The organism is Mesorhizobium sp. M0587 (assembly GCF_040320945.1).
Taxonomy (GTDB): domain Bacteria; phylum Pseudomonadota; class Alphaproteobacteria; order Rhizobiales; family Rhizobiaceae; genus Mesorhizobium.
Map to the genome: position 1 here is coordinate 112,661 of NZ_JAMYQP010000012.1, position 15,547 is coordinate 128,207.

General features: G+C 63.9%; 13 protein-coding genes. 2 read left to right on the forward strand and 11 right to left on the reverse strand.

Annotated features, from left to right (window positions below):
- Positions 1–7: 7 nt before the first annotated feature.
- From NKI49_RS13955 to NKI49_RS14000, 10 genes are all read right to left on the reverse strand, one after another.
- Positions 8–790 carry an ATP-binding cassette domain-containing protein gene (locus NKI49_RS13955; RefSeq protein ID WP_352600863.1) on the reverse strand — a complete coding sequence of 261 codons (783 nt, stop codon included), beginning with the start codon at positions 788–790 and terminating at the stop codon, positions 8–10.
- A complete protein-coding gene (locus NKI49_RS13960; protein WP_352600675.1) occupies positions 787–1,791 on the reverse strand; it encodes an ABC transporter permease in 1,005 nt (334 codons plus the stop codon). The genes NKI49_RS13955 and NKI49_RS13960 overlap by 4 nt, the downstream gene beginning before the upstream one ends.
- A 62-nt stretch (positions 1,792–1,853) precedes the next feature.
- Positions 1,854–2,792, reverse strand: coding sequence for a sugar ABC transporter substrate-binding protein (locus tag NKI49_RS13965; RefSeq protein ID WP_352600673.1), 939 nt, complete (start codon positions 2,790–2,792; stop codon positions 1,854–1,856).
- A 56-nt stretch (positions 2,793–2,848) separates the two neighbouring features.
- Entirely contained in the window at positions 2,849–3,763 is a 915-nt protein-coding gene (locus tag NKI49_RS13970) for a sugar phosphate isomerase/epimerase family protein (RefSeq protein WP_027025334.1), read from the reverse strand.
- A gap of 42 nt (positions 3,764–3,805) precedes the next feature.
- Entirely contained in the window at positions 3,806–4,894 is a 1,089-nt protein-coding gene (locus NKI49_RS13975; protein ID WP_352600671.1) for a Gfo/Idh/MocA family protein, read from the reverse strand.
- A gap of 35 nt (positions 4,895–4,929) precedes the next feature.
- Positions 4,930–6,006 carry an ABC transporter ATP-binding protein gene (locus NKI49_RS13980; RefSeq protein ID WP_352600669.1) on the reverse strand — a complete coding sequence of 359 codons (1,077 nt, stop codon included), beginning with the start codon at positions 6,004–6,006 and terminating at the stop codon, positions 4,930–4,932.
- A gap of 197 nt (positions 6,007–6,203) precedes the next feature.
- Complete coding sequence (locus tag NKI49_RS13985; RefSeq protein ID WP_352600666.1) at positions 6,204–7,298, reverse strand: ABC transporter ATP-binding protein; 1,095 nt, start codon at positions 7,296–7,298, stop codon at positions 6,204–6,206.
- Complete coding sequence (locus NKI49_RS13990) at positions 7,295–8,254, reverse strand: carbohydrate ABC transporter permease (RefSeq protein WP_352600664.1); 960 nt, start codon at positions 8,252–8,254, stop codon at positions 7,295–7,297. Before NKI49_RS13990 ends, NKI49_RS13985 begins: the two co-directional genes overlap by 4 nt.
- On the reverse strand, positions 8,251–9,111 hold the full coding sequence (locus tag NKI49_RS13995; RefSeq protein WP_352600662.1) for a carbohydrate ABC transporter permease: 861 nt from the start codon (positions 9,109–9,111) through the stop codon (positions 8,251–8,253). The genes NKI49_RS13990 and NKI49_RS13995 overlap by 4 nt, the downstream gene beginning before the upstream one ends.
- Positions 9,112–9,191: 80 nt before the next feature.
- Entirely contained in the window at positions 9,192–10,805 is a 1,614-nt protein-coding gene (locus tag NKI49_RS14000) for an extracellular solute-binding protein (RefSeq protein ID WP_352600660.1), read from the reverse strand.
- Between the two features lie 355 nt (positions 10,806–11,160).
- Here NKI49_RS14000 and NKI49_RS14005 point away from each other — a divergent pair, with 355 nt between their 5' ends.
- On the forward strand, positions 11,161–12,189 hold the full coding sequence (locus tag NKI49_RS14005; RefSeq protein ID WP_352600658.1) for a LacI family DNA-binding transcriptional regulator: 1,029 nt from the start codon (positions 11,161–11,163) through the stop codon (positions 12,187–12,189).
- Between the two features lie 111 nt (positions 12,190–12,300).
- Here NKI49_RS14005 and NKI49_RS14010 read toward each other — a convergent pair whose 3' ends face one another.
- Positions 12,301–13,239, reverse strand: coding sequence for a heme/hemin ABC transporter substrate-binding protein (locus NKI49_RS14010; protein ID WP_352600656.1), 939 nt, complete (start codon positions 13,237–13,239; stop codon positions 12,301–12,303).
- Positions 13,240–13,416: 177 nt separating this feature from the next.
- On the opposite strand from NKI49_RS14010, the gene NKI49_RS14015 reads away from it, so the two are divergent.
- Positions 13,417–15,546: a TonB-dependent hemoglobin/transferrin/lactoferrin family receptor gene (locus NKI49_RS14015; protein ID WP_352600654.1), complete on the forward strand. Its 2,130-nt coding sequence runs from the start codon at positions 13,417–13,419 to the stop codon at positions 15,544–15,546.
- Position 15,547: the final 1 nt, after the last annotated feature.

The following is a 15,547-nucleotide window of genomic DNA, read 5'->3' on the forward strand; positions in this document are numbered from 1 at the left end:
ACGCCCTTCACTTTGCCCTCGCCTCCTTGAGCAGGGCCGACATGTCGGCGCCGGTGATGATGCTTTCCACAGTCAAAAGATCGGTGTCGGCAACCGTCTGTTCGGCGACGATTTCGCCGCGACGCATGACGATGATGCGGTCCGCGACCTGGAATACATGGTGGATGTTGTGGGTGATGAGCAGCACCGAATGGCCGGCGTCGCGCACCTCCTTGACGAAGCGCAGCACGCCATGGGTCTCCTCGACGCCGAGGTTGTTGGTCGGCTCGTCGAGGATGATCACCTTGGCGGCAAACTGCATGGCGCGCGAAATCGCGATCGACTGGCGCTCGCCGCCCGACAGAGTCGAGACCAGCGCATCGGCATCAAGCTTCTTCGAGATGCCGACGCGCTTGAGCAACTCGGACGCGGCATTGCGCAGTTTGGCAAGATCGAGCGGCGCGAACACGCCCAGCCATCCGAAATTGACCGGCTCGCGGCCAAGGAAAAGATTGCGCGCGATGCTGAGATCCGGCGCCAGCGACGTGTCCTGGTGGATGGTCTCGATGCCGAGGTCCATCGCGTCGCGTGTCGAACGGATCGAAACCTTCTCGCCGCGAACATAGATATCGCCGCGGTCGACGGGGAATACGCCGGAGATCGCCTTGATCAGCGTCGATTTGCCGGCGCCGTTGTCGCCGAGCAGTGCCACCACCTCGCCCTCGTTGAGGGTAAAGGAGGCGTTCTTCAGCGCACGCACGCTGCCGAAGGATTTTTGCAGGTTTTGCAGCCGAAGCACTTCCATCGTCAGCTCCTTGCGGCGTTCTTCTGCAGCAGAGCGTGCAGGATGAGCATGGCGAGGATGATCACGCCGACGAAGATGTTGTAGGCCAGGCCCGGCACGCCGATCAGCACGATGCCGTTGCGGATGGCGCGCAGCATCAGCGCGCCGACAATGGTGCCGAGGATGGTGCCGCGCCCTCCGGTCAGCGCCGTGCCGCCGACCACCACCATGGCGATCACTTCCAGCTCGTAGCCGGTGCCGGCCACCGGCGAAGCGGCCGAGATGCGGAACGCGCTGATCATGCCGGCAAGCCCGGCCAGCACCGAGGTCGCGATGAACAGCCATATCTTGACGGCATCGGCCGGCACTCCGCGCGCCACCGCCGCGTTGCGATTGCTGCCTATGGCGCTGATCCAGTTGCCAAGCTTGGCGTAGCGCAGGACGTAGATCGCCAGCAGCGACAGGCCGATGAACCACCAGAGCGAGGTGTAGAAGCGGAACGAGCCGACATTGAAACTGCCCGCCAGCAGCGTCACGAAAAAGCCGGGCTGGTCCCAGGATTTCAGTGGAAAGCCCTGCGTGATGTAGAGCGCTGCCCCGCGCACGACGAGCAGCATCGACAGCGTGACCAGGAACGAGGAGATGCCGATCTTGGTGACGATCAGCCCGTTGATCGCCCCGATCGCGATGCACAGCAGCAGCCCGGCCAGAAGCGCGACGCCGATATCCACGCCGCCATTCTGCGCCAGAAGCATCACCACCACCGGTGCCAGTCCGAACACCGCCCCAACGGAAAGGTCGAACTCGCCCGCCGTCAAAAGCAGCGTCATGCCGAGCGCGATGATGCCGAGCTCGGGCAGGAACGCCATCATGTTGGAGATGTTGAGCGGCGACAGGAAATTGGCGTCGGCGATCGCGAATACCGCCAGCAGGATGATGAGGATGATGAAGGAAGAAAATTGTGGCGAGCGCATCAGGGCGGACCTGCCCCTTGCTCCCGGCGCATCGTCTTCTGCTGTGATTGCCATGACTGTCTGAACCATGCGTTTCGTGCGGCGCCCGCCATCTGGCAGGCGGGCGCCGTTTCACATCACTTGTCGTAGAGTTTCAGGATCGGCTCGACGCTCGAGGCGTCGTAAAGGCCGAACGTGTGGATGTCGTAGCCGATCGGCTCGCCCGAGGCGGCAAGCCCGAGCAGGGCAACCGGCATGAAGCCTTGCGCCGACGGATATTGCCAGGCGGCCGCGTTGACGAAGCCGGATTTGACCGCCTCGGCGGTCTCCTTGGAATTGCCCCAGCCGACAACCGGTATCTTGCCCGCCGGCACGCCGGCGCCGTCGAACACCCGCTTGACGCTGGCCGCGACGGAATCGCCGAGCGCGATGATCGCCGGCGGATTGTTGGCCACCATATAGTCGGTCATCTTGGCGATGATGCCGGCCGGATCGGTGCCGCAATCGACGACGTCGTATTTGATGCCGAGCGGATCGAAGACGCTGGCGATGCCCTCGGTTTCCAGCTGTTGGTAGCTGGCACCGGGAACCTCGACCGGCAGGAACACCTTGTCGCCCTGCTTCACCATCTTGTGGTCGACCAGATACTTGGCCCAGACGACGCCGGCCTCCTTGAGATCGGCGCCGACATAAGCCTGGCGGCCGGTCGCCGGATCGTCGGTGTTGAAGAACACGATCGGGATGCCGGCGGCCTTGGCAGCCTTCACCTCCTCGGTCCACAGGCCGGGCTGCGCCGAAGTGGTGGCGATGCCGTCGGGCTTGGCGGCGAGCGCCGAATTGAAGGCCTCCTTCTGCGCCGCCATGTCGCCGCCGCTGAAGGAGATCTTGCAGGTCACCTTGAGCTGGTCGCAGGCTTTTGTCGCACCCGCATTCCAGTCGATCCAGAACGCATCCGACGGACCGCCATGCGACAGCAGATAGAAGGTCTGGCCATCCTGCGCCTGGGCGGCCGAACCAAGCGCCACGCCGGCGAGCACTGTCGCGGCGGCCGCCAATTTCCAAGCGAATTTCAACATTCTTTCCTCCCTTGCTTCGGGCCGCGCCGCCGCGAGCCGGCGGCGCGGAGTGATCGTCAAAGACCGTTGGCGCGGAACTTCCCGTCGAGGAACTTCTTGGCGCGCGGCACGTCGTCTTCCGACAGATGCTCGATGATGACCGGGATGTTCGGATGCTTCTGCGCCAGGCGCTGGAGATACAGGTCGTAGTTCAGCGAGCCTAAGCCGGGGGCCGGCAGCTCGATCTCGCCGACACCGCGGAAGGTGTGGCTTTCCATGGCGTCCTCGTCGCCAATGTCGGCGTGCTTCTCCGATTTGTCGCTGCCCGAACGCTTGACGTCCTTGGCGTGGGCAATCCTGATCTTGTCGCTCAGCGTGTCGAACACCTGGTTCAGGATCTGGTCCATGCGGTCGATGTTGTGGGTCTCGAAATAGTTGGTCGGGTCCATCAACAGGCCGAGACCCGGATGGTCGACCTGCGCGAACATCTTCACCGTCTCCTCGACCGAGCCGACGACGTTGTTGACATAGGTTTCGAGCAGGAAGACCGCGCCGTGGTCATAGGCGGTCTGGGCGAGGTCGGCGACGACCTTGCGGCATTCCTCGAAACCTTCCTCGGTCTTGTTCTTGGGGTGATGAACCCAGTCGGATTCGGTGTTGTAGGTGCCGGTTTCCGAGATCACGTAGGGCGAGCCGAAATGACGGGCGTTGCGGATGATCTCCTTGAGGTAGCCGACGCGCTTGTCGCGCTCCGCCTTGTCGGGATGAATGATGTTGGTGTAGCCCGACACGCAGCAGACCGGCAGGTTCTGGTCGCGGAAGACGTCGCGCACCGTCTTGGCCTTGTCCTTGGTGATCTGCCCGGCCGACAGGTCGACATCCCTGAAGTGAAGGTCGAGCTGAACCGTGTTGAAGCCAAGCCCGCGGATCTTCTTCGCGGTCTCCTCGAGGCCATACGGGAAATAGCCCGTAAAAATACCTGCCTGCATCATGGTGTGAATTCCTCCCTGTAAGCGATTCAGTTGTCAGTGGTTTCAGTTGATCGAGATTTCCGAAAGCTTGACCGTGCGGCCCTCGTCGATCGAGCGGTAGCCCGCCTCGACCAGCGCCATGGTCTTGACGTTGTCGGCGACGGAAAGCGCCGGCGGCGTGCCGGTCTTCACCGCGTGCTGGAGCTGTTCCATGACGCCGATGAAGGCATGCGGAAACCACATCGTGTCCCAGCTCGGGCTGACCCACTCGCCGCCGGTGGTCTCGGCCGAGGCATAGGTCAGCGTCGAGGCAGAACCCGTCGGCCAGCCGATCGTGCCCTTGGCGACGCCCTTGGTGCCGTCGACGCGCCAGTTGATATGCTGGTCGTCCTTGTAGCCGTCCTGGCGCGGGCCGGACCAGACATCCTCCAGCGACACCGCCAGCACGCCGGACGGAAAGCGCAACGTCGACACGGTGATGCCGTCGGAATGGTCGAACTTCGTGCGCGGATCCTTGCGCGTCAGCGTGGTGATCTCGTCGGGATCGCCGAACAGGAAGCGCAGCACGTCGAGATGATGGACGCTCATATTGGCGAGCGTCAGCCTGTCATAGTCTTCGAGGAAGCTCTGCCAGTGCGGGATGGCATGCATGTCGATCTGCGCGAAGACGATCTCACCCAGCGCGCCGCTGTCGATGATCTGCTTCAGGACGCGCATCGACTGGTCGTAGCGCATGTTCTGGTTGACCGAGAGGATCTTGCCGGCCTTCGCCGCCTCGTCGCGCAGACTGACCGCTTCCTCGACCGAAAGCGCCAGCGGCTTCTGCGCCAGGATCGCCTTGATATGCTTCTGTTTCAGCGCATGCCGGATCAGGGCCGGCTGCTGGTCGGGCGGGAAAGCAAGGTCGATGATGTCGACGTTCTGGTCCTCGATCAGCTGTTCCGGCGTGTCATGCACGGTGGGAATGCCCCAGCGCGTCGCCACCTTCTCGGCGCTGGCCCTGGTGCGCGAGGCGATCGCCACCACCGGGAACCCGGCCTCCCTGTAGGCGGCGAGATGGCACTCGGCCATGATCATGCCGGCGCCGACGCAGCCGATCCTGTATTCCTTTGCGCGAACCTTCACGTCCGGCTCGAAGCCATTGATTGCCATCTGATCCTCCCGAAGTTCTTTTCTTGCGGCCGCATTCATCGTGCCAGCGCTCCCCCGCTTTGGCCGAAATAATGCACCTTGCCTGGTTCGCAGGATATCGCCACCATGGCATCGGGCCGGATGTCGGGCTGCCCACGCAACAGTGCCTTCAGCCGCGCCTGCCCGGCGGCGAGCGTCACCACGGTGTAGCCGCCGAGCGGCTCGACCTCGAACACCCGCGCCGGGCGGCCCGAGCCCCTGCCCTCTGTTTCCTCATTGGGCCACGGTCTGACCTTGATGTCCTCCGGCCTCAGCCCGATCTCGACGGCGTCGGCGGGAGCGGATTTGTCGGCAATACGGATCGTGCCGTCGGCAGCCTCGATGCCCCCCTCGCCGCGCGCCGATTTCAATATGTTCATCATCGGCGAGCCGAGCAGCCGCGCCACATAGGTGCTGGCCGGACGGTCGTAGATTTCAGCCGGCGCGCCGATCTGCCTGATCCTGCCGTCCTCCAGGATGGCGATGCGGTCGGCGATCGACATCGCCTCTTCCTGGTCGTGGGTGACGTAGATCAGCGTCTTGCCGAGCTCGCGCTGGATGCGCTTCAGTTCGACGCGCGTCTCCTCCCGCAACCGGGCGTCGAGCGCCGAGATCGGGTCGTCCATCAGATAGGCATTGGGATCGCGCACCAGCGCGCGCGCGATCGCCACGCGCTGCCGCTCGCCGCCCGAAAGCTGTGCCGGCGGCTTGTGCAGGATGTGGCCGATATGCAGCTTCGCCGCGACGTCGGCGACACGCCTTTCGATCTTGGCTTCGGCGACCCTGCGCTCGACCAGCGGAAAACGGACGTTGTCGAGCGCGCTCATATGCGGGAACAGCGCCAGGTTCTGGAACACCATGGCGACGTTGCGCTCGGCCGGCGACACCGCGTTGACCGACTTGCCGCCGATCAGGATTTCTCCGGAATCAGGCGTCTCCAGCCCGAGCACCAGACGCAGGATCGTCGACTTGCCCGACAACGGCGGACCGAAGAAGCAGAAGAACTCGTTGTCGTTGACCGTGAACGAGGCGTCGTCGACGGCGAGTGTCTTGCCGTAGCGCTTGGTGACATTGCGAAAGACGATATCGGCCATCTCAACCTGCCTTGCTGGTTGTGGACAGACTGTCGGCCTTGGCGCCGCCCCTCATCCGCCTGCCGGCACCTTCTCCCCGTATAGCGACGGGGAGAAGGGGAATGGCCGCAACGCTGACGCCCCCCTCGCCCCGTCCTTCACGGGGAGAGGGTAAGAGTGAGGGGCAGCGCCGACCTGAGGGTATTTGTGCAAGCATCTCAGCCCCTCGCCTCGATCGCTTGGCCACTGGCAGCATCAAACAAACGCACCGACGACGCATCGGGCGCGATGATCGCGGTTTGCCCGATCGAGAGCCCGACATCATTGTCGAACACCGCCTTTGCAGCAGCCTCGCCTTGGCCGAGATGGACGATTGTGCGCGCACCGATGCGTTCGACGAAGCTTACAGGCATAGCGAGACCCTGCCCATTCTGCACTAGCATCACCTGCTCCGGCCGGAAGCCGTAAAGCACCTCGCCGCGCGCCCCACGCGAGGCGGCCGCGAGCCCGTCCGGCAGCGGCGGCGTGATGCCCAGCGGTCCGAGATCGACGACCAGCCCACGGTCGCTTTCCGCCGGCTTGCCCTTGAGCAGGTTCATCCCCGGCGCGCCGATGAAGCGGGCGACGAAGACATTGGCCGGATTGTTGTAGACTTCGAGCGGCGTGCCGACCTGCTGCAAAACACCATGGTCCATGACAGCGATGCGGTCGGCCATGGTCATGGCTTCGAGCTGGTCGTGGGTGACATAGACCATGGTCTGCCTGAACTGGCGCTGCAATTGCTTGAGCTCGGTGCGCATCACCGCGCGGAAGGCCGCGTCGACGTTCGACAGCGGCTCGTCGAGCAGGAAGATCGCTGGCTCCATGATCGCCGAGCGGCCGATCGCCACCCGCTGCAATATGTTGACCGACAGCCGGTCGGCCTTGCGGTCGAGCAGCGGCGTCAGTTGCAGCAGCTCCGAAATGGCGCCGACGCGGCGGTCGATCTCGGCTTTCGCCGCGCCGCGCATCCTCGGCCCGTAGGCGAGGTTCTGGCGCACCGTCATATGGGTGAAAATCGCATAATTCTGGAACACGAAGCCGACGCCGCGCCGACCCATCGGCACGCCGGCCATGTCGCGCTCGCCGAACAGGATTTTGCCGCCGGTCGGCTCCTCCATGCCGGCGATCATGTTCATCGTCGTGGATTTGCCGCAGCCCGACGGCCCGAGCAGCGCCATGAACTCGCCGTCGGCGATTGCCAGGTCCATCGTCTTCAGCGCGGTGAAGTCGCCGAATTTCTTGACCAGGTTCTGGAGATGGATGGCGCTCATGCCGGCACCTGCCTTGCCCGCGCCATGCGCTTCATGGCGAACACCGCGACGATGGACAGCACGATCAATATGGCCAGCGCGATCGCGGCCACATAGCCCCAGATCAGGTCCTGGGTGGTGACCTTGTAGATGTAGACGGAGATCGTTTCCGTTGCGACGCCGGGGCCGCCGCCGGTCATGATGTAAAGCGTGTCGAAGATCTTGAAGTTCTCGATCACCCTTATCGCCAGCGCGATGATGATGATCGTCTTCATCTTCGGCAGCACGATGGTGACGAAGCGCTGCCAGGGATTGGCGCCGAGCAGGGTCGCCGCCTTGATCTGGTCCTCCGGCACGCCGACCAAGCCGGCCAGCAGGATGAGGAACATCAGCGGCGTCCACTGCCAGATGTCGGCGATCATCACCGCGATCAACGCCAGGGTCGGATCCGACAGCCAGGCGATGGTGACCGGCGTGCCCGTAATCGCCGACAATATGTCGTTCACCGGGCCGCCCGACTGGAACAGCATGAAGAACATGTATCCCGCCACCGCCGGCACCACCATCATCGGCATCAGCAGGATCGAATAGAAGATGCGCTTGCCCGGAAAATCGTCGGCGAACAATGTCGCCAGTGCGAGGCCGAGCAGGAACTCCGCCGGCACGCAGACGATCATGACGACGGCCGTGCGCTTCAGCGCGCTCCAGAAGCGCGCGTCGGCGGCGAGGTCGGTGTAGTTGGCGAAGCTGTTCCACATCGACCAGGCATTCCACCAGCCGAGGCCTGACAGCGGCGACCAGTCGGTGACGCTGATGTAGAGCTGCATCAGCAGTGGGAAGGCCGAAATGAACAGCACCAGGATCTGCGCCGGCAGCGTCAAACGAAAGCCGAGCTTTGCGCCTTCGTCGCGCGGGACCGATCTTGCCTGGACGGCTTTCATCACGTCCCCCGAAATCGCTGCCGTCGCCGCGCTCATTGCTTGAGCGCCCCAAAAGTCAGCCCACGCACAAGATGGCGCTGGATGGCGATGCCCATGATGACCGGCGGCACCGCCGCGATCAGGCCGAGCGCTGCCTTGGCGCCGTAGAGCTGCCCGGTCATCGAGGAGGACAGCGACGCCATATAGACCGGGATCGTCACCCATTCGCGCGTCGTCAGAAGCAGCGCGATCAGATAGTCCGACCAGTTGAGGATGAAGACGAAGAGCGCGGCACTGGCGAGCGGCGCACGCATCATCGGCAACGTGATGCGGGTGAAGACGCGCAGGCGCGAACAGCCCTCGACCAGGGCCGCTTCCTCGATCTCGCGCGGCATGTCGTCGAAGAAGGTCTTCATCAGCCAGAAGGCGAAGGGCAGCGTGACAATGCCGTAGATCAGCGCCAGTCCCCACCAGCTGTCGGTGAAGTTCAGGAAGGCCCACATGATCATGACGGGGATCATCACCGCCATCGGCGGAAACAGCCTGAGCTGGATCAGCGCCAGCGGCAGGTTCTGGCCGGAGCCGAAGCGCGATAGCCCGTAGGCGGCCGCCGTGCCGGCCGACATGGCGATCGCCGTGCCGAACACGGCCGACAAAAGCGACGACAGGATCGGCTTCAGCGCTGTGCGGTCGAGTGCGACGATCAGGCTGTTGGTCGACTCGCCGAAGACGAAGCGGAAATTGCTGAGCGTCGGGTTCTTCGGCCACCATGTCAGGTCGGCGCCGGTCGCCGACCATTCGGCGATCGGCTTGAAGGCCATGGACACCATCCACAGGATCGGCACCAGCGTCACCGCCATGGCCGCAAATATCGCGGCATAGCGGAAAGTCTCGAAGGGAATGGAACGCTTCATCTGGCTGCTTTTGCTGGTGGCGTCATTGCGGAGGGGAAGAGCAGGCGCTCCTCCCCTCCAGGTCGATCCCGGGAGGTGGATCAGCTGATCGGATCGAGTACGGTCGGCCAGGCCTCCTTGTTGGTCCTGATGGCTTCGAGCAGCTTGTCCTCGCCGATGCGCCGGGCGATCTTCTTCCACTCCGCCTCGGTGTCGGCCATCGCCTGCTCCGGTGTCTTGGCCTTGGTCAGCGAGGCCATGAGGTTCTCGTCCAGCGCATTATGGAAGGCGGTGGCGCCGGGATAATTGATGGTCGGAACCGTGCGCGCGACCGTCTCGCGCACCACGTCCATGTGGTAGGCGTGGTAGGTCTGGCGCACCAGCGGATCGGAGAAATCCGAGAGCCGGAACGGGTCCAGATAGCCGCCGGGATTGGCGCTCATCCAGGCGTAGATGCGGGCCGAGCCCAGCCATTGCAGCAGGAGATAAGCGACCTCCTGGTTTTTCGACTGCGACGAGACCATGCCGGTCAGCGAGAACCACAGCACGGAACGGCTGATCAGCTTGCCGTCGATTTCGCGGCCGGGCGGCAGCATCGAGCCGATCTTGCCGGTGACAGCCGAATCCTTGTTGCCGGCATTGTCGAGGAATTTCGGCAGGTTGGAGAAGGCGCAGGTCATCGCGGCACCCCCCTTGGCAAAATTGCCGTACTGTTCCGGCCAGCCCCATGAGATCGCGTCCGGCGAATGGTGCGCCAACGAAGCGACATATTCGTTGGTGGCGGCAATGCCGTGCTCGGAATTGATCAGCGGCTTGCCGTCATCGCCGAACAGGAACTGGTTGGGCGATGCCATCGAGACATAGCGCTGATACCAGTTGGTGTAGCCCCAACCCTGGTTGCGCAGATCGGTCGAGCCGAACAGGCCCTTGTCGGGGCGCTGGAAGAAGGCGGCGATGTCGCCATGCTGCTTCCAGGTTTTCGGCGGCGCCAGGTCGTAGCCGTATTTGTCCTTGAAAGCCTTCTTCTCGGCTTCGTCGCCGAACAGATCCGTGCGATAAACCCAGGTCTGGAAGTCGCCGTCCAGCGATACGCCGTAGTTCGAGCCGCGATATTTGTTGAGCAGCGACACGCCCTTGGCGCCGTCGACATAGCCGGTCTTGGGATCGTCCCACTCCGGCTTGTACTGGGCCACGAAGTCGTCGAGCTTGGCGATGCCGCCGGTCTCGGCGAGGTCGCCGAGGCGGTTCCATTCGGTCGAGTAGATGTCGTAGGCCCCACCCTTGGTGGAGATGTCCTGCATCGTCTTGGTGAATTCCTGGCCGTTCGGCAAGCCGACGATCTCGATCGGGATACCGGTTTCCTTTTCCCACAGGTCCTTGATCGAGGGCGCGCCGGCCGGGAAGGGCTGCGTAAGCTGGCCGATCGAGCCGTCCGAAAGGCCAAGCACGATCTTGGCCGGCGCCTTGCCGGCGCCTTTCAGCGCCTTGGCCGCCTCGATGGCGCGACCCTCGGGCGTGTCCGCGCCATATTGATAGCGCTCGGCGCCATCGAAGCCCGTCGGGCCGCCGATCATGCCGGGCGCCAGTGCGTCGGCGGCAAAAGCGCGGCCCGGACGAATGAATTGCGGTGCGATACCTGCCGCGGCTACGAACGCCGCCGCCTTTCCTCCGGACGCCAGCAACCGGCGCCGCGAGATGCGGATCAAATCAGACATTGGAATTCCTCCCTCAGGGCCCTGTTTCCTCCACGAGCCCATGAGGGATATTGACGGCAGTATAGGAAGGCTGTCAACATCATAAATAATCAAAACACATCATAACATCGCAAGAGGGCGAGGAAATGCATCGTGCCGGGGGCCATATACCACTCCTCATGCCTGGATTTGATGGGAACCTTCCTTCCCTGTCATGCACAATCCGGCCGGACGATTTGAGTTAGCCGGGCGGCTTGCGCATGGGCCAAGGCCGGATACATCATTTCCCATCAGAATCGCGGATGGCGAGGCGCCGTCGCCATCAGCCCGGCCGTGGAAATTGCTTGACCTCGATGCGTGCAGGAGATGAAAGACGGTGCGTTCCACCCTGACTGACATAGCTCGGGAAGCCGGCGTTTCCGCCGCCACCGTCGACCGCGTGCTCAACAATCGCCCGGGCGTGCGGGCGCGCACGCGCGAAATCGTGCTCGAAATGGCGCAGCGCCTTGGCTACATCGCCGAAGGCCCGAACGGAGCACTGCCGAGGGCCTCGCCCGGCGAAGTGATCCGGCTCGACTTCGCGCTGCCGGCCGGCACCAATTCCTTCATCAAGATGCTGCATCGGCAGATCGAGGCGCAGGCGCAGGCGCGGCCCGATCTCGACGTCCACATCGCCACCATCGAAGGCTTCAATCCCGACCGGCTCGCCCGTCTGCTGCAGGAATTGCGCGGCCAGACGCAAGGCGTCGGCGTCATCGCGCTCGACCATCCGACCGTGCGCGAGGCGATCCGCTCGCTGTCGGCCAATGACGTCAAGGTGGTGACCATCGCTTCCGACATCCTGCATGTGCCGAGAGTTGCCTATATCGGCATCGACAACCGTGCCGCCGGGCGGCTGGCGGGTTATCTGCTCAACCGTTTCATGGGGTCGGGGCGTCCGGGCAAGGTGGCGCTGTTCGCCGGCTCGCTGTCCTATCGCGGCCACGAGGAACGCGAGATGGGATTCCGCCATATCCTGACCGAGGAATCGCCCAACCTCGAAATCGTCGAGATGCGCGAAATGCTCGACGACCGCGAGAAGGCGTATTCGGAGGCTTCAGCCCTTCTGGAGCGGCACCCCGACCTTGCCGCGATTTACAATGTCGGCGCCGGCAACACCGGCATTGCCCGCGCGCTCAAGGAACGCGGCCGCGCGCAATCCATGGTTTTCCTTGGCCATGAGGTGACGGAAGGCACCAAGGAGCTCCTGCTCGACGGCACGCTCGACGCTGTGATCGACCAGAACCCGCGCGTCGAAGCCAGGGAGGCGCTCAACACCTTGACCCATGCGGTCCGGGGGCTGCCTTATGAATTGCACCAACCGAGGCTGCAGGTGATCTTCAAGGAGAACATTCCCGAGATCTGAGCGTTCAGGACGAACGGGGCAACATTGCGAAAAACGCCTGCCCCGCTCGACGTTTCCGGTCTACTGGACGGTCGCGACTTCCGACGTCGCGGCGCTGTCCAGCGCCCCCCGCTACTCCATTTCCGGATAAAGCGCCTTCGCCAGGTCGCGGATCGCATCGGCGGTGCGCGGACCGAAGCCGATCATGTAGGCGCCGTCGAGCACGACCAGCGCCTTGTTGGCCGCCGCCGGCGTGGCCGCCAGTGCCCGGTTGCCGAATACCTGCTCGACGGTCGGGCCGCCTTTGCCGTCGCTCATCATCAGGATCACGTCAGGCGCCATCTCGATCAGCTTTTCCTCGGACGCCGCCTTGTAGCCCTCGACGACATCCATCGGATTGATGCCGCCGGCATAGCGGATAATGGCGTCGGCCGAGGTACCGGCGCCGGCGGCGCTCAACCTCACGAGACCGTGGAAGAACACCACCTTCCTGCGCCGCTCCAGCGGGATTCTCGACGCGAGATCCGCGGCGGCCTGGAAAGCCGACAGCACTTCGCCGGAAACCGCCTTGCCTTTGTTCTCGAGCCCGAGGCTGGCGGCGATCAGCGTGATCTTGCGATCGATGCCTTGCGGGGTGTTGTCCTGCGGGATGAAGACGATCGGGATCGCCAGCGACTTCAGCACCTCGACCGCTTCCGGCGGCCCGCTGTCCTCCGCCGCCAGGATCAGGTCGGGACGCAGCCCGGCCAGCCCTTCGACCGAAAGCTGGCGGCGGGAGCCGACATTGGGCTTGTCGGTGACGGATGGCGGATATTTGCTGCCCCGGTCGACGGCGATGATCCGCTCGCCGGCGCCCAGCGCATGGACGATCTCGGTGACGTCGGAGCCAAGCGTCAGGATCCGCCTTGCCGGACCTGGCGCGACGGTTCGTCCCAACGCGTCGATCACCGTCTCGGCGGCCAATGCCTTGAAGCCGCAGGATGGCGCCAGCACCGACAGCGCCAGAAGCAGCACCGTGGCGATCCTGCCCGGCTGCAACCAGTGGATCCTCCTGCCCTTGCCGTCCGCCATGCTTCCGCTCCTGTGCAAATACCCTCGATGATCTCCGGCCTATAAATTTAAAGTTGACTTGTGTCATCATGTTTTAATATGTGACCCCTGCCCGGACCGCCTGGTCGCGGGAATCCGTTGATGCCAGCCAAGGCCGTTCAGCCACCGCCAGCAGTTTTGCTTTTGCCCGGGGGCTGCATGACAACGACAACGAACACCACCTTGATGGCGAGCACCGCGCTTGCCCTCGTGCTCGGCTTGTGCGCCGCGCCCTTCGCCTGCGCGCAGGAACAGGATCAGAAGGAAAAAGGCGCCGCCGCCAAGGCCGACCGCGTGGCGCCGCCCGATGCCGCGCAGAACCAGCCGGCGACCATGCTGGACCTGATCACCATCTCGGCGACGATGATCAAGACCGCGATCATCGAATCGATGGCCGGCATCAGCGCCGTCGACCAGGACGAGCTCGACCGCATCCAGCCCGACACAGCCGCCGACATCTTTCGCACCACGCCGGGCGTCGCCGCCTCGATGAATGGCGACGATCCGGCGACCGCCATCAACATTCGCGGCCTGGAACAGTATGGCCGCGTCGTCGTGACGCTCGACGGCGCCCGCCAGGATTATTGGCGCGTCGGCCATGGTTCGGGCTCGTTCTATGTCGAGCCGGAGCTGATCAAGGAAGCCACCGTCATTCGCGGCCCGGTGTCGAACGCCTATGGTTCGGGCGGCATTGGCGGCGTCGTCTCTTTCGAGACCAAGGACGCCGGCGATTTCCTCAAGAAGGACGAGAACTGGGCGCTGAGCGAAAAGCTCGGCTATGAAAGCAACGGCGACGGCTTCACCACCAGCACCACGGGCGCCTACCGTTTCAGCGACGACGCCGACATCATCGGCAACCTCATCTACCGCGACCGCGACAGCTACACCGACGGCAATGGCGATACCGTGCCCTGGACCGGCGAACGGGTGACCAGCGGCTACCTGAAGACGACGTTGCGACCGGCCGACGGCCATGAGCTGAAGCTTGCAGCCATTCTGCAGCGCTACAATGACCAGATCACCGGATCGAGCGGCTCGACCTCGCCGACGCTCAGCCGCTACGACACCAATACCACCAACCAGACGTACACCGCCGCCTACACCTGGAAGCCTGACAACGACGAGCTGATCGACTTCAGCGCCAATGCCTACCATAACCGCACCCGCGCCGAGCAGACGCAAGTCTGGCCCAGCTCGGCGATCGGCAATTTCCGCTTCTACGATGTGGCCACGTCAGGCTTCAACGTGAAGAACTCCTCGCGCTTCGACGCCTGGGGGATCGCCCACACGCTGACCTACGGCCTCGATTACTACTATCTCGAAGCCTCCTCGGAAGCTGCGCATTTCGGTGCCGGCGAGCAGCAGGGCTATGGCGGCTTCCTGCAATGGCAGGGCGACTACGAGAACTGGCTGCAAGTGATCGCGGCCGTGCGCTATGACGGCTACCAGCTCGATGGTGAAACCCGCGCCGTGCCGCCGCAGCAAGCCTCGGTCTCCGGCGACCGCTGGTCGCCGCGCCTCACCGTCGGCGTGACGCCGTTCGACGGCTTCCAGCTCTACGGCACCTATTCCGAAGGCTACCGGGCGCCGGGCTTGCAGGATGTGTTCCGTGGCGGCGGAGCGCATGGCGGCGGCGACACCTACCGGCCCAACCTCCTGCTTGAGCCCGAAACGGCGAAGAACTGGGAGGCTGGCATCAACGTGAAGTACGACGATGTGCTGACGGCTGGCGACCGGCTGCGCGCCAAGCTCAACGTCTTCCACACCGACGTCGAGGATTACATCGACGTCGACCTCACCGTCCTGCCGCGCACGGCGATCAACATCGGCGACGCGCGGCTGAGGGGCGTCGAGGCCGAAATGGTCTACGATCACGCCTGGGGCTTCGTGAACCTCGCCGGCGCGCTGATCGACGCCAAGGTCGTCAGCGGCGTCTATTCCGGCCAGACATTGAACAACACGCCGCTCGACCGCTTCTCGGCCACTGTCGGCTTCCGCATGCTGGAGGATCAGCTCACCGTCGGCGCGCAATATCTCAGCGTCGGCAAGATCACCCGCACCAGCCGCACCAATCCCACCGCCGCGCCGGTCGTCGACGACGGTTTCGATCTGGTCAACGTCTTCGCCAACTGGACCATCAACGACAACCTCAAGCTCGATTTCGGCGTCGATAACGTCTTCAACACCGCCTACACCGACCCGCAAAGCGCATGGTCGACCACGGCGGCAACGGAACAGGGCAAGGGCCGCACCTTCAAGGTGGCTCTCACCGGCAGGATCGGAGGATAGA

What these genes read in the sequence shown, in the direction of transcription:
- NKI49_RS13965 (WP_352600673.1), bottom strand. Translation starts at nt 2,792, where the DNA reads ATGTTGAAATTCGCTTGGAAATTGGCGGCCGCCGCGACAGTGCTCGCC.
- NKI49_RS13960 (WP_352600675.1), bottom strand. Translation starts at nt 1,791, where the DNA reads ATGGCAATCACAGCAGAAGACGATGCGCCGGGAGCAAGGGGCAGGTCC.
- NKI49_RS13970 (WP_027025334.1), bottom strand. Translation starts at nt 3,763, where the DNA reads ATGATGCAGGCAGGTATTTTTACGGGCTATTTCCCGTATGGCCTCGAG.
- NKI49_RS13995 (WP_352600662.1), bottom strand. Translation starts at nt 9,111, where the DNA reads ATGAAGCGTTCCATTCCCTTCGAGACTTTCCGCTATGCCGCGATATTT.
- NKI49_RS13975 (WP_352600671.1), bottom strand. Translation starts at nt 4,894, where the DNA reads ATGGCAATCAATGGCTTCGAGCCGGACGTGAAGGTTCGCGCAAAGGAA.
- NKI49_RS14010 (WP_352600656.1), bottom strand. Translation starts at nt 13,239, where the DNA reads ATGGCGGACGGCAAGGGCAGGAGGATCCACTGGTTGCAGCCGGGCAGG.
- NKI49_RS13985 (WP_352600666.1), bottom strand. Translation starts at nt 7,298, where the DNA reads ATGAGCGCCATCCATCTCCAGAACCTGGTCAAGAAATTCGGCGACTTC.
- NKI49_RS13980 (WP_352600669.1), bottom strand. Translation starts at nt 6,006, where the DNA reads ATGGCCGATATCGTCTTTCGCAATGTCACCAAGCGCTACGGCAAGACA.
- NKI49_RS14015 (WP_352600654.1), top strand. Translation starts at nt 13,417, where the DNA reads ATGACAACGACAACGAACACCACCTTGATGGCGAGCACCGCGCTTGCC.
- NKI49_RS14000 (WP_352600660.1), bottom strand. Translation starts at nt 10,805, where the DNA reads ATGTCTGATTTGATCCGCATCTCGCGGCGCCGGTTGCTGGCGTCCGGA.
- NKI49_RS13990 (WP_352600664.1), bottom strand. Translation starts at nt 8,254, where the DNA reads ATGAGCGCGGCGACGGCAGCGATTTCGGGGGACGTGATGAAAGCCGTC.